The organism is Roseobacter sp. HKCCD6576-2, assembly GCF_013179285.1.
Lineage (GTDB): Bacteria > Pseudomonadota > Alphaproteobacteria > Rhodobacterales > Rhodobacteraceae > Rhodophyticola > Rhodophyticola oceani.
The window spans coordinates 886,798-912,669 of sequence record NZ_WVNW01000001.1; the positions used below are offsets into that span (position 1 = coordinate 886,798).

Annotated in this window: 26 protein-coding genes; 14 read left to right on the top strand and 12 right to left on the bottom strand. The window is 61.0% G+C overall.

Features of this window, described 5'->3' with window-relative positions:
• The first annotated feature begins 8 nt into the window (after positions 1-8).
• From GTF44_RS04405 to GTF44_RS04420, 4 genes are all read left to right on the top strand, one after another.
• Positions 9-1,493, top strand: coding sequence for an NAD(P)(+) transhydrogenase (Re/Si-specific) subunit beta (locus GTF44_RS04405; RefSeq protein WP_171557804.1), 1,485 nt, complete (start codon positions 9-11; stop codon positions 1,491-1,493).
• A 39-nt stretch (positions 1,494-1,532) separates the two neighbouring features.
• Positions 1,533-2,102, top strand: a complete 570-nt coding sequence (locus tag GTF44_RS04410) for a cobalamin biosynthesis protein CobQ (RefSeq protein WP_171557805.1) — start codon at positions 1,533-1,535, stop codon at positions 2,100-2,102.
• Positions 2,103-2,176: 74 nt separating this feature from the next.
• Positions 2,177-2,617 carry a hypothetical protein gene (locus GTF44_RS04415; protein ID WP_171557807.1) on the top strand — a complete coding sequence of 147 codons (441 nt, stop codon included), beginning with the start codon at positions 2,177-2,179 and terminating at the stop codon, positions 2,615-2,617.
• A 114-nt stretch (positions 2,618-2,731) separates the two neighbouring features.
• The gene (locus GTF44_RS04420; protein WP_171557809.1) at positions 2,732-3,202 is read left to right on the top strand and encodes a Dps family protein; all 471 of its coding nucleotides are present in this window, start codon (positions 2,732-2,734) and stop codon (positions 3,200-3,202) included.
• 16 nt (positions 3,203-3,218) lie between these two features.
• Here GTF44_RS04420 and GTF44_RS04425 read toward each other — a convergent pair whose 3' ends face one another.
• The 3 genes from GTF44_RS04425 to GTF44_RS04435 form a co-directional block, all read right to left on the bottom strand.
• Positions 3,219-3,488, bottom strand: a complete 270-nt coding sequence (locus GTF44_RS04425; protein WP_171557810.1) for a DUF1289 domain-containing protein — start codon at positions 3,486-3,488, stop codon at positions 3,219-3,221.
• A 21-nt stretch (positions 3,489-3,509) separates the two neighbouring features.
• A complete protein-coding gene (gene hemP, locus GTF44_RS04430) occupies positions 3,510-3,632 on the bottom strand; it encodes a hemin uptake protein HemP (RefSeq protein WP_253261172.1) in 123 nt (40 codons plus the stop codon).
• Positions 3,633-3,746: 114 nt separating this feature from the next.
• Positions 3,747-4,901, bottom strand: coding sequence for an acetoin utilization protein AcuC (locus GTF44_RS04435; RefSeq protein WP_171557814.1), 1,155 nt, complete (start codon positions 4,899-4,901; stop codon positions 3,747-3,749).
• 137 nt (positions 4,902-5,038) lie between these two features.
• Here GTF44_RS04435 and GTF44_RS04440 point away from each other — a divergent pair, with 137 nt between their 5' ends.
• From GTF44_RS04440 to GTF44_RS04450, 3 genes are read left to right on the top strand one after another with little or no spacing between them, the layout of a single operon-like run.
• Positions 5,039-5,527, top strand: a complete 489-nt coding sequence (locus tag GTF44_RS04440; protein WP_253261150.1) for an NUDIX hydrolase — start codon at positions 5,039-5,041, stop codon at positions 5,525-5,527.
• 47 nt (positions 5,528-5,574) lie between these two features.
• Positions 5,575-6,027, top strand: a complete 453-nt coding sequence (locus GTF44_RS04445) for a DUF1178 family protein (RefSeq protein ID WP_171557815.1) — start codon at positions 5,575-5,577, stop codon at positions 6,025-6,027.
• Position 6,028: 1 nt separating this feature from the next.
• Positions 6,029-6,685, top strand: a complete 657-nt coding sequence (locus tag GTF44_RS04450) for an SDR family oxidoreductase (RefSeq protein WP_171557817.1) — start codon at positions 6,029-6,031, stop codon at positions 6,683-6,685.
• Between the two features lie 6 nt (positions 6,686-6,691).
• Here the strand turns inward: GTF44_RS04450 and GTF44_RS22070 are convergent, their stop codons facing one another.
• The 5 genes from GTF44_RS22070 to GTF44_RS04480 all read right to left on the bottom strand — a co-directional run bounded on the left by GTF44_RS22070 (position 6,692) and on the right by GTF44_RS04480 (position 13,737).
• Entirely contained in the window at positions 6,692-9,148 is a 2,457-nt protein-coding gene (locus tag GTF44_RS22070; protein WP_253261151.1) for a glycosyltransferase family 2 protein, read from the bottom strand.
• Between the two features lie 179 nt (positions 9,149-9,327).
• Positions 9,328-10,005 (bottom strand): DUF2461 domain-containing protein, encoded by a 678-nt coding sequence (locus GTF44_RS04465; protein ID WP_171557819.1) that lies wholly within the window; start codon positions 10,003-10,005, stop codon positions 9,328-9,330.
• A 64-nt stretch (positions 10,006-10,069) separates the two neighbouring features.
• Positions 10,070-10,951, bottom strand: a complete 882-nt coding sequence (locus GTF44_RS04470) for a bile acid:sodium symporter family protein (protein WP_171557820.1) — start codon at positions 10,949-10,951, stop codon at positions 10,070-10,072.
• A gap of 6 nt (positions 10,952-10,957) precedes the next feature.
• Positions 10,958-12,682, bottom strand: coding sequence for an AMP-binding protein (locus tag GTF44_RS04475; protein ID WP_171557822.1), 1,725 nt, complete (start codon positions 12,680-12,682; stop codon positions 10,958-10,960).
• 230 nt (positions 12,683-12,912) lie between these two features.
• On the bottom strand, positions 12,913-13,737 hold the full coding sequence (locus GTF44_RS04480) for an IclR family transcriptional regulator (RefSeq protein WP_171557824.1): 825 nt from the start codon (positions 13,735-13,737) through the stop codon (positions 12,913-12,915).
• Between the two features lie 184 nt (positions 13,738-13,921).
• Between GTF44_RS04480 and GTF44_RS04485 the strand changes: the two genes are divergently transcribed.
• Genes GTF44_RS04485 through GTF44_RS04500 form a run of 4 tightly spaced genes read left to right on the top strand, consistent with a single transcriptional unit; the run spans position 13,922 to position 17,348 of the window.
• Entirely contained in the window at positions 13,922-14,917 is a 996-nt protein-coding gene (locus GTF44_RS04485; RefSeq protein ID WP_171557825.1) for a nitronate monooxygenase, read from the top strand.
• A 20-nt stretch (positions 14,918-14,937) separates the two neighbouring features.
• Positions 14,938-16,095 (top strand): acyl-CoA dehydrogenase family protein, encoded by a 1,158-nt coding sequence (locus GTF44_RS04490; RefSeq protein ID WP_171557827.1) that lies wholly within the window; start codon positions 14,938-14,940, stop codon positions 16,093-16,095.
• Between the two features lie 3 nt (positions 16,096-16,098).
• On the top strand, positions 16,099-16,947 hold the full coding sequence (locus GTF44_RS04495) for an SDR family oxidoreductase (RefSeq protein WP_171557829.1): 849 nt from the start codon (positions 16,099-16,101) through the stop codon (positions 16,945-16,947).
• On the top strand, positions 16,944-17,348 hold the full coding sequence (locus GTF44_RS04500; RefSeq protein WP_171557830.1) for a PaaI family thioesterase: 405 nt from the start codon (positions 16,944-16,946) through the stop codon (positions 17,346-17,348). Before GTF44_RS04495 ends, GTF44_RS04500 begins: the two co-directional genes overlap by 4 nt.
• On the opposite strand, the gene GTF44_RS04505 is transcribed toward GTF44_RS04500, so the two are convergent.
• Positions 17,345-18,133: an enoyl-CoA hydratase/isomerase family protein gene (locus GTF44_RS04505; protein WP_171557832.1), complete on the bottom strand. Its 789-nt coding sequence runs from the start codon at positions 18,131-18,133 to the stop codon at positions 17,345-17,347. The genes GTF44_RS04500 and GTF44_RS04505 overlap by 4 nt on opposite strands.
• Before the next feature lie 140 nt (positions 18,134-18,273).
• Here GTF44_RS04505 and GTF44_RS04510 point away from each other — a divergent pair, with 140 nt between their 5' ends.
• The 3 genes from GTF44_RS04510 to GTF44_RS04520 are packed head-to-tail and all read left to right on the top strand — an operon-like array spanning position 18,274 to position 22,969.
• Positions 18,274-19,425, top strand: a complete 1,152-nt coding sequence (locus GTF44_RS04510) for a TAXI family TRAP transporter solute-binding subunit (RefSeq protein ID WP_171557834.1) — start codon at positions 18,274-18,276, stop codon at positions 19,423-19,425.
• A 21-nt stretch (positions 19,426-19,446) separates the two neighbouring features.
• The gene (locus GTF44_RS04515) at positions 19,447-21,432 is read left to right on the top strand and encodes a TRAP transporter fused permease subunit (RefSeq protein WP_171557836.1); all 1,986 of its coding nucleotides are present in this window, start codon (positions 19,447-19,449) and stop codon (positions 21,430-21,432) included.
• Complete coding sequence (locus tag GTF44_RS04520; RefSeq protein WP_171557838.1) at positions 21,419-22,969, top strand: class I adenylate-forming enzyme family protein; 1,551 nt, start codon at positions 21,419-21,421, stop codon at positions 22,967-22,969. Before GTF44_RS04515 ends, GTF44_RS04520 begins: the two co-directional genes overlap by 14 nt.
• Here GTF44_RS04520 and GTF44_RS04525 read toward each other — a convergent pair.
• Genes GTF44_RS04525 through GTF44_RS04535 form a run of 3 tightly spaced genes read right to left on the bottom strand, consistent with a single transcriptional unit; the run spans position 22,966 to position 25,861 of the window.
• Positions 22,966-24,471: a 3-hydroxyacyl-CoA dehydrogenase gene (locus tag GTF44_RS04525; protein ID WP_171557840.1), complete on the bottom strand. Its 1,506-nt coding sequence runs from the start codon at positions 24,469-24,471 to the stop codon at positions 22,966-22,968. The two genes, GTF44_RS04520 and GTF44_RS04525, sit on opposite strands and share 4 nt — an antisense overlap.
• Complete coding sequence (locus GTF44_RS04530) at positions 24,468-24,890, bottom strand: Zn-ribbon domain-containing OB-fold protein (protein WP_171557842.1); 423 nt, start codon at positions 24,888-24,890, stop codon at positions 24,468-24,470. Before GTF44_RS04530 ends, GTF44_RS04525 begins: the two co-directional genes overlap by 4 nt.
• A complete protein-coding gene (locus GTF44_RS04535) occupies positions 24,887-25,861 on the bottom strand; it encodes a hypothetical protein (protein WP_171557844.1) in 975 nt (324 codons plus the stop codon). The genes GTF44_RS04530 and GTF44_RS04535 overlap by 4 nt, the downstream gene beginning before the upstream one ends.
• Between the last annotated feature and the right edge of the window lie 11 nt (positions 25,862-25,872).

Below are 25,872 nucleotides of genomic sequence, written 5' to 3' on the forward strand. Positions count from 1 at the left end.
TAGAGATAATGGATTTCGGATTTACGATTGCGGCCTATGCGGTCGCGGCGGTTCTCTTCATCCTGTCGCTTGGCGGGCTCTCGGGCCAGGAAAGCGCGAAACGCGCGGTCTGGTACGGGATCGTCGGCATGGCGATCGCTGTGCTGGCCACGATGGTGGGCCCAGGGCAGGGGCTCTGGCTTCTCTCGGTCATTTTGATCGGCCTCGGCGCGGCGGTGGGTTATCAACTCGCCACACGGGTGCAGATGACCCAAATGCCCGAGCTTGTGGCGATCATGCACTCGCTTGTGGGCCTCGCGGCGGTCTTCGTCGGTTTCAACGCTGATATTGAGATCGGACGTGTCACGGCGGCCTTTGTCGAGGCTGGCTTCCCCTTCCCGCGGCCCGAAGAGGTCACGACCGAGGGGGCCGCTTATGCAAGCACGTTCACCGGGTTTGCGGGCATTGTGGCCAAGAAAACAGGCGTTGAGATCACCATCCTGCGGATCGAACTGATGCTGGGCATCTGGATCGGGGCGGTCACCTTCACCGGCTCTGTCATCGCTTATGGCAAGTTGGCAGGCCGGGTGGACAGCACGGCGAAGCAATTGCCGGGTGGTCATCTGCTGAATGCGGGTGCGGCGGCGGGCTCGCTGATCCTGGCTGCGCTTTATCTGGGCGATGCGGGCAGTTGGACGCTGGTGCTTCTGACGCTTCTCGCGCTTTTCATCGGGTATCACCTGATCATGGGGATCGGCGGCGCGGATATGCCCGTGGTGGTGTCGATGCTGAACTCCTATTCCGGCTGGGCCGCGGCGGCGATTGGCTTCTCGCTCGGTAATGATCTCCTGATCGTGGTCGGCGCGCTGGTCGGCTCGTCTGGTGCGATCCTCAGCTACATCATGTGTAAGGCGATGAACCGCAGTTTTGTCAGCGTGATCCTTGGCGGGTTTGGCGGTGCCTCCGGCCCGGCGATGGAGATCGATGGCGAACAGGTGGCGATCGATGCTGATGGCGTGGCCGTGGCATTGAACGAGGCCGATAGCGTCGTCATCGTCCCCGGCTATGGTATGGCTGTGGCGCAGGCGCAGCAATCGGTGAGCGAGTTGACCCGCAAGCTGCGGGCGGCGGGCAAGACCGTGCGCTTTGCGATCCACCCGGTCGCGGGCCGTCTGCCGGGGCATATGAACGTGCTTTTGGCAGAGGCGAAGGTACCCTATGACATCGTGCTGGAGATGGATGAAATCAACGAGGATTTCCCAGAGACTGACGTGGCGATTGTCATCGGCTCCAATGACATCGTGAACCCGGCGGCGCAGGATGATCCGAACAGCCCCATAGCGGGGATGCCAGTTCTGGAAGTCTGGAAAGCGAAACAGGTTTTCGTGTCGAAACGCGGCCAAGGGACAGGGTATTCCGGCATCGAGAATCCGCTATTCTTTAAGGAAAACACGCGGATGTTCTATGGCGATGCGAAAGCCTCATTGGACACGCTGCTGCCGAAGATCGGCTGATCAGATGTTTGCGCCGCTCTGTCTGCTTCGGGGCGGAGCATGAATACGCCTGCACATCTCTTGCTGGGTGCAGCGGCGTTTGGCGACCCAGAGCGGCGACATACCACGACCGCCGCGATCATTGGAGCCCTGGCACCCGATCTATCGCTTTACCTAATGGCTGGCGTGGCGCTGATCGTGTTGCAAATCCCGCCTCAGGTGGTGTTTGACGAGCTATATTTCTCCGATGCCTGGCAGCACGTCTTCGCAATCGACAATTCGGTTTTCGTCTGGGGCGCGGTTTTGGCCTTCGGGCTTTGGCGTCGAACCCCGTGGATTGTGGCCCTTGGTGGCGCAGCGCTGATCCATTTGGTGACGGATTTTGCTTTGCATCATGACGACGGGCGACCGCATTTCTGGCCTCTGAGCAATTGGATCTTTGAAAGCCCGGTCAGCTATTGGGACAGTCGCAATGGCGCGCGGATTGTGGCCCCGCTGGAAGCGCTTTTGGCCGCGGCTTGCTATGTTGTGCTCTGGCGCCGCTATGAGACATGGGGTCCCCGTCTGGGGTTTGGTGTGATCCTGGGCGCGGAGCTGTTTGTGATGCGCAACTGGCTGGTGTTTTTCTAGCCCTGCGACGGTCTTGCAGATGGCATTGCAGATTATATCTGATAAGAACAGTCAGATATTGATTCAGGCCGCCTATGCTTGCTCAGAAATACACCGTTTCAGATGCGCGAAATCCCGGATGTGACCGGTCGGAGTTGGCGTGGTTGCGCGTCGCGGGCGCCCGCTGCCGGGTGATGCGGCGGAGCGACTTGTTTGAGGCCTGCGCTGTGTTGAGTATGGCGCGGGAGCAGGCGGCGTTGGCCTATGTGCAGGCGCTGTTTCGGGCCCTGCCGACATTGCTGCCGAACGGGTTTCGGCTTTATCGGCCCGGCGATGACCAGGTCTCATTTGATGAAGCCTGGCTGCTGCAACTGCTCGACCGGGCGCGGGCAGGAGACGCCGATAGCCTGACATTTCTGATCAAACGGCGCATCCCACGCCATGCGGAGCGGCAAGTGGCGTTTTTGGTGCATAGCCTGGCCGCTGCATTGGATGATCGCCCAAACATCGAAGCGCGCGAGAAAATTTCGGCATAATCGGTAAAAAGTGCCGAATTGCCCTCGACAGTTTTTAGAATGTCTCTAAATTGATCGTATCGCCAGCCAGCCGATGCGCCAGCCCGCTTTGATTATCATCAAGAGGATAGACCTATGACTCAACCTGCCGCGCAGATGAGCCCGACCGCACAGGGCGCAATCGTGGAGGCACTGACCCAAGGCGTGGCGGAAACCGCCGTGACCACGATGTTGGCGCAAAACTTTCATTGGAATGTGACCGGCATGGGCTTTGGCCCGCTGCACGCGCTGTTCCAAGAGATTTATGAGGACCATTTCGTGGCCCAAGACGACCTGGCCGAGCGTGTCAAAGCGCTGGACGGCCATGCATTGGGGCAGCTTTCGGTGATGCTGGAGCGCTCAAAAGTCGAAGAGCATGACGGTCATGCCGATGCCGAAACCATGGTGGCGGCGCTGCAAAAGGCCCAAGAGACTCTGGCTTCGACTTTGGCCGAGGCAGGCGCGCTTGCCGCCGAGCATGGCGATACTCTGACCGAGGATCTGTGCATCGCACGTGGTCAGGTGCATGAGAAATTCGCCTGGATTCTGCGCTCTCACCTGCGCTGAGACACGAGGCTGCCGACTAGGCGGCCTTTTTCGCAGCTTTGCCAAGACCAAGGGGCGGTTTCGCCCCTTTTTTCATGCATTTCCGGACATAGGCGGGCTGCCAGGCGGAGTATTTGCCCATCACCTCCTGCTGCGCGATCAGCATCTTGATGAAAGCCTCTTGGTGGTCGGCTTTCTTCAGCGTCTTATACATCGCCTTTTGGTCTTTGGTCATCGAGCATCCGATGCAATGCCCGGCGCGGCGGAATTTGCAGACATCAATGCAGGGGCTGGGGTGTTTCGACATAACCTGGCCTTGTTGTTACTTTTACTTTGTGAGGATGAGCTTTCCGGCGCGGGTGATGCGCAGGGTGTAGGTCTTGTCATCCAGAACGATCAGGGCGGTGCTGCCTTCGCGTCCGGTAAGTGTGCGGGCATCATGAACGGGCATGTCTGGTGTGGGCAGGCGCGGCGAGGCCGAATCGGCTTCTACAAGTGAATGGAAGGTCATGTCTGGCTCCTCAGTCATCATGAGGTTCATTCCTGAGCAAAAGCGTCGGGTATGTCAATGCCTGAGTTTTTCAGTCGGAATATTTCCGCGTGCCGCTGGACGTTGACGCAGCTGCGTCACGCGTTCGGCAATCTCCGGTCGGATCGGCCCTGGGCGGGGCACATCGCGCAATGTCGTGAACCAATGCGCCGGCGGGTTGCGGCCCGCGCGCGCCTTGTCCCACGTCAGCGCGCGGAGCACGGCCTCTGCGTCAGGTGGCACGCGATCGGGGATGTCATGGCCATTCAGGGTCGCCCAAATGCCCGTCCAAAGCCGCCCGACAGACCAAGGATTGTACCCGCCGCCGCCAAGTACCAAAAGGCGCGGCGCCTTGAGGCTCGTCAGGCCGCGCAAAACATCCCAATGAGCATTGTTCGACAGGCTGAGGCGGCTCAGCGGATCCTCGTCGACAGCGTCCGCGCCGCATTGCAAGACAAGGGCGTCAGGGGTGAAGTTCCCGACGGCTGGCAATATCAACTCGTTGAGAATAAAGCCCATTTCGTTGTCATTTAGGCCGCGCGGTACCGGCAGGTTCAGGCAGTTGCCACCCCCATCTTCGTCCAGCCCGCCTGTAAAGGGCCATCGCCGCTCCTCATGGACGGAGATCAACAGCGTCTCGGGATCGCCGGCAAATCCGGCCTCCACACCATCCGCATGGTGCGCGTCGATATCCACATATGCGATGCGTTTGGCACCCGCCCGACGGAGCGAGAGCATCGCGAGGACCGGGTCATTCAGATAGCAAAATCCGCCCGCCCGGTCAGGCATTCCATGATGCGTGCCGCCGCCGGGGTGGTAGATGATGCCGCCATCCGCCAAGAGTTCGCCGGCCAAAAGCGATGCACCGGCGGCGGTGGCGGGGCGGCGGAACATCTCGGGATAGATCGGGTTCGAGACGGTGCCGAGGCCATGGCGCTCGCGTGTCTCCGCGCTCACCGCTTGGTCGCGCTCCGCTTGCTCCAACGCTGCGACATAGGCCTCGGTGTGCCAAATATGCAGGGCTTTCGGCTTGGCGCGCGGCGAGTTTCGATATTGTGTCTCCGGCAGCCAACCCATGGCGCGGGAGAGGTCCATCACCGTTGAAACGCGTGGCACGCGGAGCGGATGCCATTGCCCGTAGCTGGAGCCACGATAAATCTCGGAGCCCAGAAACAGGGGCGGGTTCTGCATGTCGGGCTCCTCAAGCTAACCGAAAATTAAGTGCGTTTGGCGGAGGATCAAGCCGAGGCAGATGCCGCAACAGATGTCACAATGCCTTGTTATGCTGGATTCTTTCTAGAAATCGCATATGTTGTGGCCAGAACAGGATGAAAAAACGGTATATGGGCAGTCCAAAGACATTTCAGGCCCCCTTGCAAATCGGGGGCGTTCCAAAACGTGAAACCCGCACGCAATTTGCAGCACTCTGCTATCGAACGCGGAAGACCGGGGTCGAGGTGCTCTTGGTCACCTCGCGGGACACCAGACGCTGGATCATTCCAAAGGGCTGGCCGATGGATGGTCTGACCCCGGCGGATGCAGCGGCGCAGGAGGCTTGGGAAGAGGCCGGTGTCAAAGGCAACGCGCATGACCATGTTGCCGGAATCTATAGTTATAACAAGAAGATGGAGGATGGGCCGGACCTGCCCTGCATCGTTGCGGTGTTCCCGGTCGAGGTCAAGAAACTCGAAGCCGAATTCCCAGAGATGACCATGCGGAAACGCAAATGGTTCACGCCGAAAAAGGCGGCCGCGCGGGTGCGGGAGTTGGAGTTGAAACTCATCCTGCGGGAGTTTGACCCGTCCCGGCTCCGCTAACAGCAAGCGCTTGATTGCCGGAGAGATTTGCTTAGGTTGGCGCGATCATGATCCGATATTCGCTGAAATGTGTCGAAGGGCATGCCTTTGACAGTTGGTTCCAATCTGCCGAAGCGTTTGATGCGCTGGCGGCAAAGCGGCTTCTGTCTTGTGCGGTCTGTGGTGCCGATGATGTCAAGAAGGCGATCATGGCCCCGCGTGTCAGGAAGAAGGGCGGGGTTGTGGCCCCGGAGCCACCGGCTGCCGATGCGCCTGCGCCATCGCTCAGCACGCCCGCCACACCGGTGGAACAGGCGATGAAGGCGATGCAAGCCCATGTGGAGAAACACTCCACCTATGTGGGCGGCAAATTCGCCGATGAGGCGCGCGCGATCCATCTGGGCGATGCGCCCGAGCGGATGATCCATGGCGAGGCGAAACCGGAAGAGGCCAAGGCCCTGATCGAAGATGGCGTGCCGATTGCGCCATTGCCGGGCGTGCCAAAATCGAAAGCAAACTGAGATGCGGGCGTTGATCACCGGGGCCAATCGCGGCGTCGGCCTTGCGATGGCCGAGGCATTGGCGGCCCGAGGCGACCACGTCATTGCAACCACGCGTTCCGCGATGCCTTTGGCAAATGTTCAATGGGAACAGGCGGATATGGCCGATCCGGCCTCGATCTCTGCCCTGGCAGAGCGGGTCGAGGGGCCGCTTGATCTGCTGATTTGCAATGCCGGGGTGTTGCACGACCGGGAGGAGGCTCTCGAAACGGGCTATCCGCCGGAGATGTGGGCAGAGACCTTTGCAGTCAACGTGACAGGTGTGTTTTTGATGATCCAGGCGCTCCTGCCGCAGCTCCGCGCCGCCGGTGCGGCGAAGATCGCAATCCTGTCGTCACAGCTTGGTAGCAACACACGGGCCACGGGCGGGAGATACATCTATCGCGCCTCCAAATCCGCGGCCCTCAATCTGGGGCGCAATCTGGCCCATGATTTGGCGCCCGAGGGGATCGCGGTGGGGATCTATCATCCCGGTTGGGTGCAAACCGATATGGGGGGCTCAGCGGCCGATATCACCGCCACTCAGGCGGCCACTGGTCTGATCCAGCGTTTCGACGCCCTTGGTCCCGACACCACAGGCGTGTTTGAAACCTGGGATGGGCAGCCGCACCCGCTTTGAACGGCGTTATTCGGCGGCGTCTTTCGGGGCGCTTGGCGTGACTCCATTGATAAAATCCGCCTGCTCCGACGCCTCCAACTGATGTTCGATAGCACGGAGCGAGACATCTAAACTCGCATCATGCAGTACCCGCAGTTCAGGATCAGCCAAAAGCGCGCCCATCCGGCCCTGTAGGTCACCCGAACGGATCGAGGTATCCTCAAATGTATTGAGATCGAACTTGTCCCAATACTCCAGGTCGATCCGGTTTTTATCCTTAGAATTTGCCGTGCCCCGCAGCTTTTTGAGCACGAACTCTTCCCGCGATTTCACGGCGTAGTGGTTCACCTGCCCGAATTCATAGCTCACCACCCGCGCGTTTGAGCGCCAGCCTGTCTCAAGATACTGATCTCCGATCGGCTTGCCGCTCGCGGTCACCCAGGTGACTTCCTTCGGGTTGACCTCCCGATCCTTGTTGAAACGGGGGCGGTGCACACCAAAATAGTCGAAGCTTTTCGGGCGGAAGAGCGTTTTGAAACCCCAGACAAGGCCATTCTCTGGCTGCACCACATTGCAGGCGCGGGTGAAACGCTTGGTGACCGGACTCGGGTCCATATGTTTGGCCCCGGAGGAGCCAAAAAGCCGCCAGTTGATCGACACCGCATCGGTTTCGTCGGGGAGCGCCTCAAGCAGGGCGTCCAAACTACCGTCGCCGGTATGGATGTTCAAGAACTCGTCCGCATCGACGATCATCACCCATTCGGCATTTTTCACCACGTCCATCCGATTCGCCCGGGAATAGGCGCGGCGTTGCGGGTCCATCCGGGGGCCAAGCGGGTTGTCGAAATGCTGCACGATCCCCATCGCGTCGAGGCGGTTCAAGATCAAATTGGTGCCATCGGTGCAGTCGTTCGAAAACAGGACGAATCCATCAAACCCGAGGTTCAGGTAATGCGCGATCCATTCAACGACGTAAGGTCCTTCGTTCTTCATCGTTGAGACCACGATCCGCCTGTTCTTGGCGTCTTCGGGGCGCGGGCGGATGGCGAACCGGTTGGGATCGGGGGCGGGGGTTGGGCGGGCGGATTCGATCGGTGTTTCTGGCGTCGCCGACGGGGTAGGCGCAGGTTGAGCCGCCTCCGGTGCCGGTGCTTTGGCCTTCTGCGCGATCACATTGATCGTCGCTTTGGGTTGGGTGAGGGCTTTGAAGATCTCGTCTGCAATCTCATCGGCCGACTTGCCGCTGTGATCGGGGTCTGCGCGATCAGGAGCGATTTCCTCGACCTCTGTATCTGAGGCCGCTTCATCGCCATCTGTGGCGACGCTATGGAGGCTCCGCCTGGCCGCCGCTTTGCGCCCGGTTTGCTCGGAGTTGATCATCTTTGCGATGACCTTGTCCGGCACGCCGCGTGCGCGCAGTTGTTTGACGACCTCTTGGTATTTCATCGGCAGATGCAGGGTGAAGAGCACCTCATCGAGCTCTTTGATCGAGAGCTTGCCTGCCTGTTTCAACTGCGCCAACCACTCGTCATATTCGCCAGTTTCGCGCAGTTTCTTGACCTGGGCTTCATGGAACGCCAGCGCTTCTTTCTGAAGCTGGGCCAGCTGCTCATCTTGCAGCCATTCATCCATCTTGGCGCGCACCGCCGGGCCACGGTCGGCCGCGCCACGCACTTCGATCTCATTGCGGTCGAAGATCGAGAAATAGCTGGCGTTATATTTGTCGGTCTTGTTGTTCACATTGCCGCGCATCCGGCGGAGCAGATAGGCCTCGTAGCTTTTCACCGCATAGTGGTTCAACTCTACAAGGTCATAGCCAAGCGTCGGTTTGGTCGAGCGCCAGCCGGAGAGCTTGAAATCATTCTGCATCTCCTTACCCGAGCCGTTGACCCAGGTCTGCGCCATCATCGCGCGGGGGCGTTCGGGGTAGAGCTTGGCTTTTTTGATATGCGGGCGGTGGATGCCGAGCTTCATCTCGTCATACGGGCGGAACATTGTTTTCACGCCCCAGCCCTTCTTGAACGCATCGGGCGCGGCGCGCGTGAGGCTTTCGGTGACGAGTCCAGGGTTCCATGGCGTCACATCGTTGGAGCCGAAGAAGCGCCAGGTGATATTGATCGCATCGATGGGTTTCGGCATCGCCTCCATCAGAGCACCGACGGTGCCGTCGCCCGCCTTGATGTTCAGGAACTCATCGGCATCCATCACCATGATCCACTCGCTGTCGCAGACCTCAGGATTGGATTGCGCCAGGTTGAGCGCGTTGGGCTGGGGTTTTTTGCCTTCAGGCACGTCATTGCGGAAATGCTGCGTGATGCCCATTTCTTCGAGCCGGATCAGCATCTCATCGGTGCCGTCCGAGCAATTATTGGTATAGACGCAGATGTTATCGAACCCCATCAAGTGATGATAGGCGACCCATTCCAGAAGGCAGTGGCCTTCATTCTTCATCATCGACAGAATTGTGTATTGATGCTTGGCCATATCGCCCCTTGGGGTGGTTCCTGCTCACTCTTTAAACGGTCACTCTCCGGCGCGGCTTCGACCGCTTGTTTGGCAAATGTGACCTTGGGTCCCCACCGTTAAACCGCAAATTGGGCCAAAAGACGAGGCTTGGTGCCCAAATAGCGGAAGTTTTGACCGAGGTGATGCCGCGTCAGCGGTTAGGAGCCACCGATTAGATGCGTGGCAAACAGGCGATCGAGCGGGAGCGTGACCCGCACGGCGTCCAACACCGCGCCGATCAATCCGTTGGAGTGATCCCGCCAATCTGAGGCGACCGGGGCACCGATCACCAGATTTTTTCGCTTCAAAAGATCGGCCTGCGGATGATCGGCTGCATATGGTGCGGGCACGCGTTTCAACGGCTCCGGTCCCCAGGTGGACAGCGTCATGTCCGTCGCGGCGAGCGTCTCTGCCAACGCCGCACCTTTGGCGTCAATGAAGGCCCGAAACCGGGTGAGCGCATCACCTTTGAGACCAGGCAACCCATAGCCGACCCAAAGGCCATCGGTATCGGCGGCAAAAAATACACCGGGATTGAACGGCCCATCGCCGGTGCCGGACCAGAGGATATGCAGGTGCGTGTTGTAAGGCGTCTTGTCCTTGGAAAACCGGACGTCGCGATAGATGCGGAAGACTTTGCCCTTCATCGAGCGGCCCAAGAGCTTCGTCAGTTCTTCGGCCATCAACTCCGAAAACAGTTCCGCCGGTTTCTTGATCGCTTGCGTGTAGTGATCTTTGCGCGGATCGAACCAGTCTTTACGGTTGTTCTGCGCCAGCTCCGCGAAAAACGCGGTGCTGTCATCGATCATCTGGGTAAAGCCATCCACTTGCGCCATTGCTGCCGCCTCCCTGTTGCACGGGCGTCAGGGTGGGCCGGGGCAGGGCGCTCTGGCAAGAGGGTTAGAGCAACCCGTCCGGCATTTTCTGCTCCGCCGCCGTGTTTGCGCGCCGGAAGATCAGGGTGACCAGGGTCGAGACGATGACGATGAAAAGCGAATAGAGCGCGGGAACGGCCATATAGCTCTGCGCCTGCTCACCAGAGAAGGTGAAGGCCACGATGGCAATGGCCAGTGGTCCGTTTTGAATGCCGGTCTCCAATGCCACCGTGCGCGCGTTTCGAGGATGCAGCCGCAAGGTGCGCGCGAAGGTATAGCCGATGGCGATCCCGAAAAGCCCCAGCCCAATGGCGGCGACATAGGTTGCGGGCGTTGTGGTGACCAGAAACTGCCAGTTCCGCGGCACCCAGGAGACCATGATGAAGAGGATGAAAAACAGCGCCAGCGCTGAACCCAGAAACTCAGTCACCGCGCCGACATTGGCGTTGATCTTGCGCATCCCCATGCCGATGGCGACAGGCACCAGCAGCAAGACCAGCGTTGCGATGATGTTTTCCCGCGGGATTTGCAGGTCCAGCGCGGCGGAATAGACCACCAGGATCACGGGGATCAGCAACACACCGAACACCGTGGAGGTCACGGTCATCAGAACCGAAAGCGCCAGATTCCCTTTGGAAAAATACGTGAAGATGTTCGAGGTGGTGCCGCCCGGCATGCAAGCCATGATCAAGACACCGATGGCGATGGCCTCGGGCAAGGTCAGGAAACTGATCAGCAGAAAGCCGATAAACGGCATGAAGCCATATTGGCTGATCACGCCGATTGCCAAACCATAGGGCCGTTTCAGCGCCAAGAAGAAATCTCGCGGGGTGAGCGAGGCGCCCATGCCCAGCATGATCACGAAAATCATCAACGCCAGAAGCGCCTGTTCGAATGCTCCGACCATCTGCGCCTACTCCGCCGCGATCTGCGACAGCTCTTCGGCGCGCAGGTCTTTTCTGAGGATTTTGCCGACATTGGATTTCGGCAGCTCGTCGCGGAATTCCACGCGTTTGGGCACCTTATATGCGGTCAAATGCTCTTTGCAGTGGGCGCGGATGTCTTCGGCCGTCACGCCTTGATCGCGTTTGACGATAAAGGCTTTCACGGCCTCACCCGTGCCATCATCCGGCACCCCGATCACAGCGGATTCCAACACCGCCGGATGGGTCGCCAAACAATCCTCCACCTCATTGGGATAGACGTTGAAGCCCGAGACGACGACCATGTCTTTCTTGCGGTCGACGATCTGGAAATAGCCATCGGAGTCCATCACGCCGATATCGCCGGTCAAGAACCACCCCTCTTTCATGACTTTGGCGGTCTCTTCGGGTTTGTTCCAATAGCCGGTCATGATCTGCGGGCCTTTGGCGGCCAGCTCTCCGGTCTCGCCCTGGGGCACCGGCTTGCCGTCTTCATCCAGACAAGCCACCTCGGTTGAGGGCACCGGCACGCCAATGGAATTGGGCCGCGACTTGCCAAGCGGGTTGAAGGTCAGAACCGGCGAGGTTTCGGTCAGCCCATAGCCTTGGATCACGGGTTTGCCGGTGATTTCTTCCCACCGCTCGGCCACGGCGGTTTGCAGGGCCATGCCGCCGGCAGAGGCGAATTTCAGATGTTTCGGCGGGCTGTCGGTGAACCAAATCTCATTGGTCAGCCCGTTGAACAGCGTGTTCACGCCACTCATCCAGGTGATTTTGTAATTCTCGAACGCGCGTTTGAGATTGGTGAGCGGGCGCGGGTTCGGGATCAAGATGTTCCGCGCGCCCAGCCAGTAGAAGCCGAGCAGGTTCACCGTGAAGGCGAAGACGTGGTACATCGGCAGGGCGGTCAGCGCGACCTCGCGGCCCTTCTCGACGTCACCGGCGAGCAATTCCATGGTCTGTTCCATGTTCATGATCAGGTTCCGATGGCTCAACATCGCGCCTTTCGACACGCCGGTGGTACCGCCGGTATATTGCAAAACCGCCGTATCATCGGGCGACATGCCGGAATGATAGGGCTCGACCTCAATGCTCTCATCATGTTGCTTCTGCCGCCCTGCTGCGACGGCGTCGGGCAGCCGAATATGAGCCAGCTCAATCGGTTGGATTGTCCGATCCCAGTATTTCTGGACCAGGCCGACAATGCCGCGCGGCATCGCGGGGAGGAACTCAGCCACGCGCGTGACGATGATATTGGGGATCGGATGGCCGCGCATCGCTTCGGGCAGTTTGTCGGCGAACATATCGACGATGATCAGCGCGTGGGGTTCGCTGTCTTCAAACTGCTTCGCCATCTCTTCGGCGGTGTAGAGCGGGTTCACGTTCACTAACACGCAGCCAGCTTTCAGAACTGCGAAGGCGGCGATGGGAAAGGACAGACCGTTGGGCAGTTGCACCGCAACTCGGTCACCTTGCGCCAATCCGGCGATCTCGCGCAGATAAACCGCCAGTGCGTCCGACATCTCGTCGACTTGGTCGAAACTGAGCGTGCCGTTCATGCCATTGGGCAGGCAAGCCGTGAAGGCGGGTGCCTTGCCATACACCGAGGCGACCGAGCTGATCATGTCGCCGATTGAGCGATAGGCTAGGTCTTCGATTTCCGTGCGGGCTGATGGGCCATAAAAGGCCGTCCATGGACGATCGTCGCGCGACATCGTGTCTCCCTTTTTCTCCCCTTCGCCGAGGTTAGCCCATTCCGCCATAAGAAAAAGAAGGAATATTCACCGTGACGCCAGGGAAGTTCCTTTTCCCGCGATAGGTTTTTCGTGTTGTCTTGGTATTTGTCGGAAGAACTCGGACCGAAGCTGTGCCGTGCGGAGCGATGCGCCACGCGGTTCAGAGCGGTTTACCGAGCCCGCAATAACGTGAAGCCGAAGACCGTGCTCTACATCAGGTTCAGCCGCAAAATGCCTGCATCGATCAGGGCTTCCCGTGTCTCCATCATCCGGCCGCCGATCTCACCATAGAGGTTTTCTTCGGTGAGCCAGAAGGACGGGCCGCCGATATTCATCGCCAGAACGCTACGCCCGTCATCCAGATTGAAGGCAGTCGCGGCACCGTTGATCTCATGTTCCCAAACGCCGGCGACCACGCAAAACCCGCGCGTCTGCAGTTCTTCACCGGTGCGTTCATGTATCTCCAGAAACTTTTGGCGTTCATCGCCCATGATCTCGGCGAGTTTCTCAACTCTGACTTTGCGGCGCGGCGCGGGCAGGGCGTGGAGATAGGCATGGCCCATCGCGGTCGTCGCCATTGGAATGCGGCTGCCGATATCCTGACGCAGCATGATCCGCGACACTGATCGGTGCAGCGCGATATAGACCATCTCGTGACGGTCGGCCTGACCAATGGCCACGGTTCCACGGGTGTCATCGGCCAGTTGTTGCAAGGGGCCTTTTGCCAGGTCCTTTATGCCGGTGCCGTTTCCGAACGCCTGCGCGAAGGCCAGAACGCCGGGGCCGAGGCGATACTTCTCGGTCTCGGCGGAATAGACGAGATAGCCAAGCTCGGTCAGCGTGAAGGCGATCCGGCTGACGGTGGGTTTCGGCAGCCCGGAGCGGGCAGCGATCTCTTGGTTTCCAAGCGGTTTGCCCTCAGGCACAAAACTGCGCAGCACCTCAAAGCCCCGTGACACGGCGGTCACGAATTGGCGGGAGGATTTCGGATCCTCTTCCGTGGTGTCTGTTGGTGTCGCGCGGGGTCGGGCCATGCTGCCTCTCGGGTCAAGGGTGTCTCACTAGACATTAGAACCAGCCGTTTCTCAAGTTGCGAAACGATTTTTTGCAAAGCGGTAGTGGCCTATATTTTGTGAAATATTATTTTGCACTGCGGAATAATGGCGCTATGCTTGTGGGACAGATTGGCGACGCAATGCAGACGGGACAAGCGCAGCGGTGTTGAAGACAAGACTCACGGAGCGCTTTGGGATCGAAAAGCCGATCCTTTGCGGTGGCCTGATGTGGCTGGCGACGGCGGAATATGTCGCGGCGGTCGTGAATGCCGGGGCCATGGGCTATATCACACCACGCTCCTATCCAGACGAGGCGACCTTTGTCGACGCGCTCCGCCGATGTCGCGCGATGACCGGTGGGCGGCCCTTTGGCGTCAATCTCTATATCTCGGCCCGACCAGAGGAAAACGCGCGGATGCGCCGATGGATCGAGATCCTGGCAGGTGAAGGTGTGCGCCACGTTGAAACCGCGGGGTATAGCCCGGTGGCCTTTTTGCCCGCGCTCAAGGCGGCGGGGTGCCAGGTTGTGCACAAGGCGACCAGCGTCCGCCATGCCGCATCGGCGGCAAAGGCGGGGGTCGATGCGGTGGTGCTGATCGGCGCGGAATGCGGTGGTCACCCAGGGCAGGGGGATATTCCGGCGATGGTCTTGGCCGCACGGGCTTTGGAGCAGATCGATGTGCCCGTTTTGGTCGGCGGTGGCATCGGGTCGGGACGGCAGTTGGCCGCCGCGTTGGCGCTTGGGGCAGATGGGGTTTTGATTGGCTCGCGCATGCTGGTGGCCGATGAAATTTGGGCGCATGACGCCTATAAGACGCACTTGCTGAGCCTGGACGAGACCGGCTCAACCACCGTCCTGCACGCATTGAAAAATACCTATCGCTGCCTTGCCAATGACACTGCGGCGGCGGTGGCCGCGTTGGAGGCTGAGGGCGTGCGCGACTACGAAACACTGGGGCCTTTGATTGGCGGCTACATGCAGCGCCAGGCCTATGAAACCGGGGATTGGAGCCAAGGGGTGTTGTCGCTTGGGCCGGCGGCCGCCTGGTGCGACCGGCTGGAACCCGCAGGTGCAATTTTGGATCGGCTGACGGCGGATGCCGAAACCGCCCTGAGATCAGCCCGAGACCGGATCGCCCCGGCCTTGGCGCCCGCGTAACGAGGACAAAGGGACAAACGATGGGAATTGACAACGACAGCTTCATGCAGATCTGCGCCGCGTTGCAGCGGTTCGTCGAAGAGCGGCTGATACCAGCGGAAGAGCAAGTCGAGCTGGACGACGATATCGCGCCGGAGATCGTGCAAGATATGCGTGAGATGGGGCTTTTCGGCCTGTCGATCCCAACGCAATATGGCGGCCTTGGCCTCAGCCTGAGCCAGGAAGCGCAGGTGATGCAGATCACCGGGCGGACCTCTGCGGCGTTCCGGTCGGTCTTCGGCACAAATGTGGGCATCGGCTCGCAAGGCATCATCATGGACGGGACCGAGGCGCAGAAGGCCCATTATCTGCCGAAGCTGGCGACCGGCGAAATCATCTCCTCCTTTGCGTTGACCGAACCCGATGCCGGATCGGATGCCGCCGCGATCCGCACGACGGCGCGCCTGGATGGCTCCGACTATGTTCTGAACGGTACCAAACGTTATATCACCAACGCCCCGCGCGCCGGGCTGCTGACGCTGATGGCGCGGTCCGAGCCGGATCAGAAAGGGGCCGCCGGCATCTCGGCCTTCCTGGTCCCGACCGATCTGCCCGGGATCACCATCGCACCTGCGGACCGGAAAATGGGGCAGCACGGGACCAAGACCAGCGATATCATCCTCGAAGATGTTAGGGTGCCGGCGGAAAACGTTATCGGCGGCGTGCCGGGCCGTGGATTCAAGACCGCGATGAAGGTGCTGGATCGGGGCCGGATCAATATCGCAGCGACCTCGGTCGGTATGGCGTCGCGTCTGATCGACGAGGCGTTGGCCTATGCCCATGAGCGCAAAGCCTTTGGTAGCGCCATCGCAGATTTTCAACTGGTCCAGGCGATGCTCGCCGACAGCCAGACCGAGTATTACGCGGGTCGCACAATGGTGACCGATGCCGCCGAGATCTATGACCGCGAGGGCAAGGCGATCCAGGAGGCGGCCTGTGCCAAGTATTTCTGTACCGAGATGGTCGGGCGGGTCGCGGACCGCGCCGTGCAGATCCACGGTGGGGCGGGGTATATGGCCGCCTATCCGGTGGAGCGGTTCTATCGCGACGTGCGGCTCCTGCGGATTTACGAAGGCACGAGCCAGATCCAACAATTGATTATCGCGCGCCAGATGAGCCGCGCCTTCCAACAGGGGTAAGACATGTTTGAACCAGGGCTTTATGACGGGCGCTGCGCCCTGATCACTGGCGGCGGCACGGGGCTGGGCCGGACGATGGCCGAGCGTCTCGCCGAACTGGGCGCGGAACTGATCATCTTTGGCCGCCGCGAAGAGGTTCTGAAAACCGCGGCCGAAGAGATCGAGGCGAAATATGGCCGCCGGGTGCGCTATGCGGCGCTGGATGTGCGCGATGCTGCTGCGATCGATGCGGCGCTGGATGCGATTTGGGACGACACCCCGCCCGATATCTTGATCAACAACGCGGCGGGCAATTTCACCGCGAAATATGAGTCGCTCTCGCCACGTGCCGTGGATGCAGTGTTGAACATCGTGCTCCATGGCACGGCCTATATGACGCTGGCCTGCGGCAAGCGTTGGTTGGCGGCGGGTATGAAGGCGACGGTCATGTCGATCACCGTCACCTATGCCTTCACCGGCGCGCCTTATGTGGTGCCCTCGGCCATGGCCAAGGCCGGCGTGTTGGCCATGACCCGGTCGCTTGCTGCCGAATGGGGCCCGAAAGGCATCCGGTTTGTCGCCGTCGCGCCGGGGCCGTTCCCGACACCCGGTGCGTGGGACAATCTCTATCCGCGGCCCGGCCTCGGCAAGATCATGGAACAGCGGCCGCCGGTCGGTCGCCCGGGCCGTCACGACGAATTCGCCGATCTGACGGCCTATCTGTTGAGCGATCAGGCCGGCTTCATTCATGGTGAGCAAGTGATCATCGACGGCGGCAACTGGTTGAAGAAGGCGGCGTCTTTCTCGGAACTTGATGCGCTGACCGATGAGGATTGGGCGGCGATGGCCAGCGGTGCGAAGCCGAGCAAATGAAGCATGACTGGACCGATATGAGCCCGTTTTCCGAGCTCTTAGGGCTTCGCGTCGACCGCGCGGAGCCTGATTACGCCCGGCTCCGCTGCGCCTGGCAGCCCAGCTTCACGAATATGTCCGGTGTGGCGCATGGCGGCGTTGTGGCCAGCGTCATGGATACGGCCTGCGGCGTGGCGCTTACCGCCGACGAGAATGGCAAACGGCAAGGCCGGGTGGTGACGGTGTCGTTCTCGCTGAACTATCTTGCGCCGTTTCGCGAGGGCGAAGAGATCGTCTGCGAGGCCTGGGTGGTCGGTGGCGGGCGGAAGCTCAAAACCGTCCGCGTGCAGGTGACCGACGCCAATGAAGTCACGGTGATTGCCACCGGCCATGGGGTGTTTCGTCATATCACCTGGCCTTAGCGGCCTTTGAACTCGGGCACGCGTTTTTCCATGAACGCGGTCCGCCCTTCGGTGAAGTCTTCGGTTTGAAACAACACGGCCTGCGCATCTGCTTCGGCGGCCAAAGCCTCGTTGAGACCCATGGGGCCGCGCGACAGCCAGGTTTTGGTGAGCGCCACGGCGGCCGGCGCGCGTTTCGCGATGGTCTTGGCGATGCCTTGAGCCGTCGCCAGCGCTGCGCCCGGTTCAGTCACTTCCTCGACCAGCCCCCAATCGGCCGCCGAGTCGGTGTCGAATTGTTCCGAGGTCAGCATCAAACGTTTTGCCCGACCCAGCCCCATCCGGGCGGGTAGCGTCCAGATTGCCGCCATATCGGGCATCAGCCCGAGCTTGTTAAAGGCGCAATTCCAAACCACGTCCTCGGCGGCCACAACCACATCGCAGGCCGCCGCCAGCGACATGCCTGCCCCAACCGCGTAGCCTTCGACCGCGGCGATCACTGGCTTTTCGCCCTCGATCAGCAAGCGGACAAGACGGTGCAGGCGTTGCAGCCGCGCCCGCCCGGCCATCGTCGTCAGATTGTCCATGCCAGAGATGTCACCGCCGGCGGAAAACACACCCTCGGCTCCGGTCAGAACCAAGACCCGCACCTCGGGATCGGTCATCAGATCGAAGACCGCGTCATGCAGCACCTCGCGCAATTCGAGCGACAACGCGTTGCGCCGCGCCGGATAGCGCATGGTGACCGTCGCAACACCACCAGAGGTTGTGACATCCACACCCAAATCCACAGAATCGCCTGACATATCGCGCTCCAATCAATATTTCGCTCTGCGAACTTTAATTTTGTTTTGCATCCCGCGTCCAGTAGCCTAGTGTGGAAACATGAAGAGACGGTGCCGCCGGGAGGGCCTGGCGCCATCACATCATTTGGGAGGAATTCAAGATGCATAATGCGCTGTTGAAGCGTATGGCTGCGGCTGTGCTGGCGGTCGGGATCGGCACCCCCGCGATTGCGGAAATGCCATCGACAATCGCGGTGACCACCTATTCCACAACCTCCGCCGGTTTCGCGCAGATGGTCGCGATCGGGGGCGTGTTGCAGTCAGAGCTGGGTGTCAATCTGCGGCCTATTCCCGGCGACAATGACATTTCGCGCCAAGCGCCGTTGCAACAAGGTGTGGCGCAGTTCAGCTCCACCGGGTTTGGCGTGTTTTACAGCCAGGAAGGCGTCTTCGAATTCGCCGATCGCGGCCAGTGGGGGCCGCAGCCTGTGCGCCTGGTCATGTCGAATGTCTCTGATGGCGGCATCGGCTTTGCCATCGACCCGGCGCTTGGCATCACCGACCCGTCCGAGATGGAAGGTGTCCGGGTCGCGCGCATTGTCGGTTCGCCTGCTCTGAACCTCTTGGTTGAAGCCTATCTGGCCTTTGGTGGGCTGACTTGGGACGATGTCGAAGTTGTTGAATTCCCTGGCTTTGGCGCCTGGCTTGATGGCTATGTGGCCGGGCAGGTCGATGCCGGGATCGCGGTCAGCGACAGTGGCACATCGGGGCGTCTTGCGGCCAGTAACCGGGGTATGGATTGGGTCCTCTTTCCAACCGACGACACCGAGGGCTGGGAGCGGATTACGGAGTTTGCCCCGTGGTTCTTCCCGAAAACGGTGACCGCTGGCAACAATGTGCCGGAAGATGGTCTGCCCTTCGCGGTCTATCATTATCCGAACCTCGTCACCTATGCCGAGGCGGAAGAGCAGATGGTCTATGAGTTCACCCGCGCCATGGTGGAGTTCTTCCCACAATATGAGGATGCTGCACCGGGCGCCTATGGTTGGGCGGCGGAGCGTCAATCGCTGTCTTATGTCATGCCGTTCCACGATGGGGCGATCCGCTATTGGCAAGAGGCTGGTATGTGGACCGACGCGGATCAGGCCAATCACGACGAACTTCTGCGGCGTCAGCAGGTTCTAGCGGATACTTGGGCCGCGGTGATTGCCGAGGATCATGCCGATGACGGAGCCTTCGCGGCAGCTTGGCAAGCGGCGCGGTTCGAGGCACTGTCCGAGGCCGGGTTCAACCCGTTCTTCGAAACCTGGTAACGCTTTACGGACGCATCAAAAATGACCACCGCTGAGACTGACACGCGCCACGGAGCGCACCCGCAATGGGTCTCCGCTGTCGTAATCCTGGGCGCAGTCTTGGCGGTGGTTCTGACGATCCATCAGGTGTTTATCCTCGGGCGCGCCACCGGCGTGATGCTGCTGGAAAACGCCTATCTCTATTGGCTTCTGGCCTGTCTTCTGCCGCTGGCCTTCTTTGTCTTTCCTCTGACGATCAAAGGTCGCTGGATCTGGCCGCTAGACCTACTCATGGCGCTGGCCACTGCGGGGATCCTTGGCTATTTCGCCTGGAACGCCGAGACGATGGTGCGCCAGGCTTGGGAATATACGGCCCCTGAACCGGCCCGATGGGCTTCGCTTCTTTTGTGGTTCCTGGTGATGGAGGTCACGCGCCGCGCGGGTGGTTTGGCGATCCTGATTGTTGTCGGCGTTCTGTCTTTCTATCCGGTCTATGCCGCCTCAATGCCGGGCGTGTTTTCGGGCTTTGCGATGACGGTCGAGCAGACCGGCATGTATCACATCATGAGCACGCAGAGCATGCTGGGCTTGCCGATCAAGGCCTTTGCCTCGCTGGTCGTCGGGTTCCTGCTCTTCGGGGTTACGTTGCAATTCACCGGCGCTGGGCGGTTCTTTCTCGATATGTCATTCGCGCTTCTGGGCCATGTCCGGGGCGGCGCGGCAAAAGTCGCGGTGTTTGCCTCCGGTCTAATGGGCTCAATGTCGGGCTCGGTCACCTCGAATGTGTTGACCACTGGCACGCTGACCATTCCGGCCATGACAAAATCCGGTTTCCCGAGGCTCTATGCGGCGGGGATTGAGGCGTGCGCGTCCACCGGCGGCACATTGATGCCGCCGATCATGGGGGCCACGGCCTTTGTCATGGCGAATTTCCTCGGCATTTCCTATCTGGAGGTGGCAACGGCGGCGATCATCCCCTCGGTGCTGTATTTCTTCGGCCTCTTTATCGGTGCCGATGCATTCGCGGCGAAAGCCGAAATCAAGGGCTTGCCGCAGGAAGAACTCCCGAGCCTCCGCAAAGCGATGCGCGAGGGCTGGTACTACATCGCCGTTTTCGCCTTTCTGATCTGGATGTTGATCGGCTTGGGCCGTGAAGCGGCGGCACCGTTCTATGCCACGGGTCTGTTGCTGGTCATCAATCAGGTGTTTTCCAAGCGCGACCGGATGACATGGGACCGGTTCAAGTCCTATCTGCTGGCTGTTGGGCGGCTCCTGGTCGAGATCGCCGCGATCCTGGCCGGAATCGGCCTTGTGGTCGGCGCGCTGGTCGTGACCGGAATGATCGGCGGGCTGACCAATGCGCTGGTCCATATTGCGGGCGGCTCGGTCCTGGCGCTTCTGGTCATGGGCGCGTTGGCAAGCTTTATCCTGGGCATCGGCATGACGGTCACGGCGGCTTATGTGTTCTTGGCCGTTGTCCTCGCGCCATCGCTGATTCAGGCGGGCCTCAACCCGCTGGCGGTGCATATGTTCATCCTCTATTGGGGCATGCTGTCCTTCATCACGCCGCCGGTCGCCATCGGGGCCTTTGCCGCGGCCTCGGTTGCGCGGACCAGCCCGATGCGCACGGGGTTCAAGGCCGTGCAACTCGGCGCGATCATCTATTTCGTGCCGTTTTTCTTCGTCCTCAACCCGGCGCTCCTCTTGATCGGAACACCGCAGGAGATCATTTCCGTCACGGTGTCGGCGATCATCGGCGTCGCGGTTCTGGCCAACGGATTGCAGGGCTATATTTATGGCATCGGACCGGTGACACAGGGACCCATTGGATGGGTTGTGCGCGGCTTGATGATTATCGGCGGGCTGGCCTTCGCCGCGCCAGGCTTGCCGATGGCGGGTATCGGGCCGCTGGTCACGTCTGCGATTGGTGCTGGCTTTGCGGTCTTGGCTCTGATCCTCGCCTGGATTACGCAAGACAAAGCGGCCCCGCCGCTTGTTGAAGGACAAACCGGACATGACGCACACTAAGCCGTTTTCGGCTTCTGACGACCCAGAGACGCAGGCGTTTCTGGACACGCTGCCGCGCAAACTCCATGAAGCTCCGCTCAGATGGGCGGCGGACACACCCGATGGGATTGCAATCTCCGATCCAACGCGGCGGCTAACTTATGCTGAATTGGGCGCGGCGATCTCGGCGGCGGCTGCCCGGCTGGTGGCGCACGGTGTTCGCCCGGGTGACCGGGTTGCGGTGATCAATGAAAATGGCGTGACCTCCGCCGTGTTGATCTATGCGGTCAGCGCGGCAGGGGCCATCGCCTCACCGATCAATGCTCGTGTCTCGCCGCGTGAAGTGGCGGTGATGCTGGGCCATCTTGTGCCACGCTGCATTCTCTACGCCACCGATAGCGCCGCCGCCGCGACCCATGCCGAAGAGGCCGGCGCCGTGCCCGAGACCGATCCCGTAATCGGCCAATTTGCCATCGGCGCGTTGAATGACGAGGCGGTGCCGGAGACGGGTGATCTGCCCGCCGTGATTATGTTTACCTCCGGCACCACGGGGCGGCCGAAAGGAGTCGTACTCGGCCATCAGGCGATCCTCTATCAAGGGGCCAGTCAGGTGGTTAGCCGCAATATTTCAACCGAAGATACGCTCTATATCGTCGCGCCGATCAGCCATGCCATCGGTCTTGGGTCGAACCTGATCACCGCGGCGATTGGCGGGGCCGAGGCGATGCTGGCACCGCGTTTTTCACCGGAGGCATTGGCCCATGCAATTGCCGAAGATCGGATCAGCTTTATGGTCGCGGTGCCGCAGATTTACGCCAAACTGCTCGATTATGCCGACGCCCATGGCATCGACCTGAGCCAGACAACCCGGTTGCGCTTTACCGGCACGGGCGGATCGCCGGTCGACCTAAGCCTGATGCAGCGGATGAAGAGTATATTCGGCCTGCCATTTCGCAATGGCTATGGCTGTACCGAGATGACGCCGATTGCCCGCGTGCCGGATGGGGTGGAAGCCTCAGGTGACGCCATTGGCATCGCCTCGCCGGGCTGTGAGGTGAAAGTGGTGCGCGCCGATGGGTCCGAAGCCGCCGATGATGAGGTGGGGGAGCTTTGGGCGCGGGGGCCGTCGCGCATGGATGGCTATTACAAGGACCCCGAGGCGACGGCGGCGACGATCACGCCGGATGGCTGGCTCAGAACCGGTGATATGGCGCGGCGTGATGCGGAGGGAAGCTTCTACATCGTTGGGCGCGGCAAGGAGCTGATCATCCGCTCTGGTTTCAATGTCTATCCCGTTGAGGTTGAGGGCGTCTTGAATGCGTTTCCAGGCGTGATGCAATCAGCGGTGGTCGGCCGAAAAGTGCCCGGAGATGAAGAGGTCGTTGGCTATGTCCAGGCCGCAGCCGGTGTGACGCTTGATCTCGACGCGCTGCGGCAGCATTGCCGCGAGAACCTCTCGGGCTACAAGGTGCCGACAGAGCTTATCCAAGAAGACTTGCCCATCGGACCCACCGGCAAAATCCTGAAAAGTGCGCTCGCGGCGCGGTTTGCGTCCTAGCCCTCTGGCGTCAGCAGGCTGACCTCAAGGGCCGCGCGCCGTTTCAGCCATAGGCTGGGGCGGTAGCGTGGATCGCCCGTAGTCTCTTGCAGCGCAGTGAGGATCGTCATGATCCGGGCCGGTCCAAGCCGATCCCCAAGCGCCAGGGGGCCGATCCGATAGCCGAGGCCCAACATGGTCGCGCGGTCGATATCTTCCGGCGTCGCGATCCGGGCTTGGGCGATCTCGCAAGCGATATTGGTGATCGTGGCAACCATGCGTTGGGCGATAAATCCGGGGCTGTCATGGATCACGGTCACACCCTTGCCGCCCCGGGCCAGGGCGGCAAAGGCGGCGTCACGCATCTCGGGCCGGGTGACCGGCGTCGTCATCACCGTGCGCCGCCCGGCGAGGCCGAAAAGCGGATCGACCGCGACGACGAGAGTCGGGTCGAGGTCCAAATCCAGGGCCGTGCTGGTCGCGTCCCTTCCAAGCGGAGAGACCAGTAAAAGCGCCTCGGGTGCAGGACTGTCGCAAGGCGTTACACCTGCGTCGAGCAAGGTCTGCGCAAGCTCCGCCGCGCCGTCGCCGGGCGCCACATAGATCGGTGGGAGTGGGATATCGGGGGCGTCGACCGGCGTGGGCCGGATGATCTTGCCCGCATCATAGCAATAGAAGCCCTCGCCGGTTTTCCGGCCCAAAAGGCCCGCCGCGACGCGCAAGGGTGGCGTGGGCGAGGGCCGAAAACGGGGCTCTTGCCAGAACTGTTCGTAAATCGACTGCATCACCGGGAAGGACACATCGAGCCCCGTCAGATCCAGAAGCTCAAACGGCCCCATCCGGAACCCCGCCGCCTCGCGCATCACATCGTCAATCTGATGCGGTGTGGCGACACCTTCCTGCAGCAGGCGGAGCCCTTCGGTGTAAAGCCCGCGCCCGGCATGGTTGACCAGAAACCCGGGGCTGTCTGTGGCCGTGACCGGCGTATGTCCGATCCCGTCGATCAGGGTAGTCATCTCGGCCACGAGATCGGGCCTTGTGCGTAGGCCAGGGATCACCTCAACCAGCTTCATCAACGGCACAGGGTTGAAGAAATGCAGACCGACCACACGCTCGGACCCCGGCACCGGCGCGGCAATCCGTGTGACGGCGAGCGACGATGTGTTGGTGGCCAGGATCGCATCATTGCGGAGGATGTCGGCAAGCTTGGTGAACAGGGCCTGTTTCGGCTCCAACGCCTCGACAATCGCCTCAATCACTACATCGCATGGTACAAAACCGTTCAGGCTGTCAACTGGCTCCAGCCGTGCGATGGCCGCATCCGCCTCGGCTTGGGTTATCCGATCTTTCGCGACCGCGCGGGTCAACATATCGCCGATGAAGGTGCAGGCGGCCTCAAGCGCGGGCGTGGAGGTGTCGTGGAACAGAACGCGATGCCCGGCTTGAACAAATACCTGTGCGATGCCGCGCCCCATCGTGCCAGCGCCGATTACGCCGATGACAGGCTTCGTCGCGGCACTCATGTGGGGGTGGCCGGGGCGAATTTGACCCCGTAACGGACAATGCCCTCCTGGTCATAGAGCCGCCGCACGGTCGCGTTGACCGGGTCGCCAATGGCCAGCGTATCGGGATCTGCCCCGACGATTTGGCCAATGATCCGGGGGCCGTCAGTCATCTCGATCACGCCGACCACGATGGTCCCGGTCATGGTTTGTTGGTCATCGAACTCCGCCGGTGCGCCGCCGCGGGCGATGACGGTGAAACTATAGATGGTCCCGGTCTCGGCCAACGTCTCGGGTTCGAAATCCTGCGCGTCGGAGGTGATGCCGACCGTGCGCGGCGGATAGACCAACTCGTCGGTTGAGGGAGAGCGCCCGCCTTCAAGCCGCAACCGTGCATTGATGGAGGCCGCATAGAGCGGCAGGGAGATATAGGAACTCATAGCGTGTCTCCAAAGCGGCTGCTCAGCATCCGGCGGTGCTTCAGATAGGCAACATAATCAATCTCTTGACCGCTTTCGGCTTGGGCCGCGACCGGGCGGCTGGTCGGGCGAGGGCGATCGACGGTGAGTTTGAGCGCCGCCACACCCGCGCCGAGGGCGACGGCGGTGATTGTCGCCCCGGCCTGCGCCTGATCCAGACGGTCGGTGAGCGCGAGAGGCGCCGAGGCCGCACCCGCATCGCCAAGGATTGGCCAAAGCCGGTCGCTCTCGGCTCCCGCGGCGGTCTCGAGCCTCTTCGCGGCCCGAGGCGATAGACCTGTCGCCAGGTGATCGGCGGTGAGGTCAAAGCGACTGGCCAAGAGATCGGCGGCTTTTCGGTCGTCTTGGGTGCGCAATTCCAGGTCCTGCAAAAGGGGTGATCCTGCCCGCCGGAACCGTGCACCAAAGCTTTCATGGCTGATCGTCATCGAGGGGCCAAGCGTTGCGATGCCGGGGCCCGACCCAAGCACAAACGCAGCGGCCCCCGCGCCAAGGGCTTGTTCCAGCGGCGTGTCGGGCGCGGCGGCAGGTGCATCGGTGGCGATGGCCAGCACGACCTGGCCTTCGGGCAGGCGCTCGGCTTCCATACCTGCAAGACGCAACGCTTGCAGACCGGCTTGCGGCGAGCCGCGCAGTTCATAAACGGCGGCGGGGGCACCGGTCAGTCCGGTCAAGATCGTCGCGGAGGACGGTTTTTCTTCATAGGGCAGGGTGGTCGCCCCGACATAGACGGCCGCGATGTCTGGGTCGCCAGCGACTGCCAGCGCTCGCCGCGCGGCGGCGATGGCGAGCGTCACCGGGTCTTCATCATAGGCGCAGACCGTTTTGCGTTTCAGCCCCGAGGCCGCGCAAGACCCCCAGGCCGCGACATAGGCCGAAGCCGACAGGCGCAGAGTCGGAAGTTCGGCTGCATAGGCAAGAATGCTGGTCATATCTGCGTCTC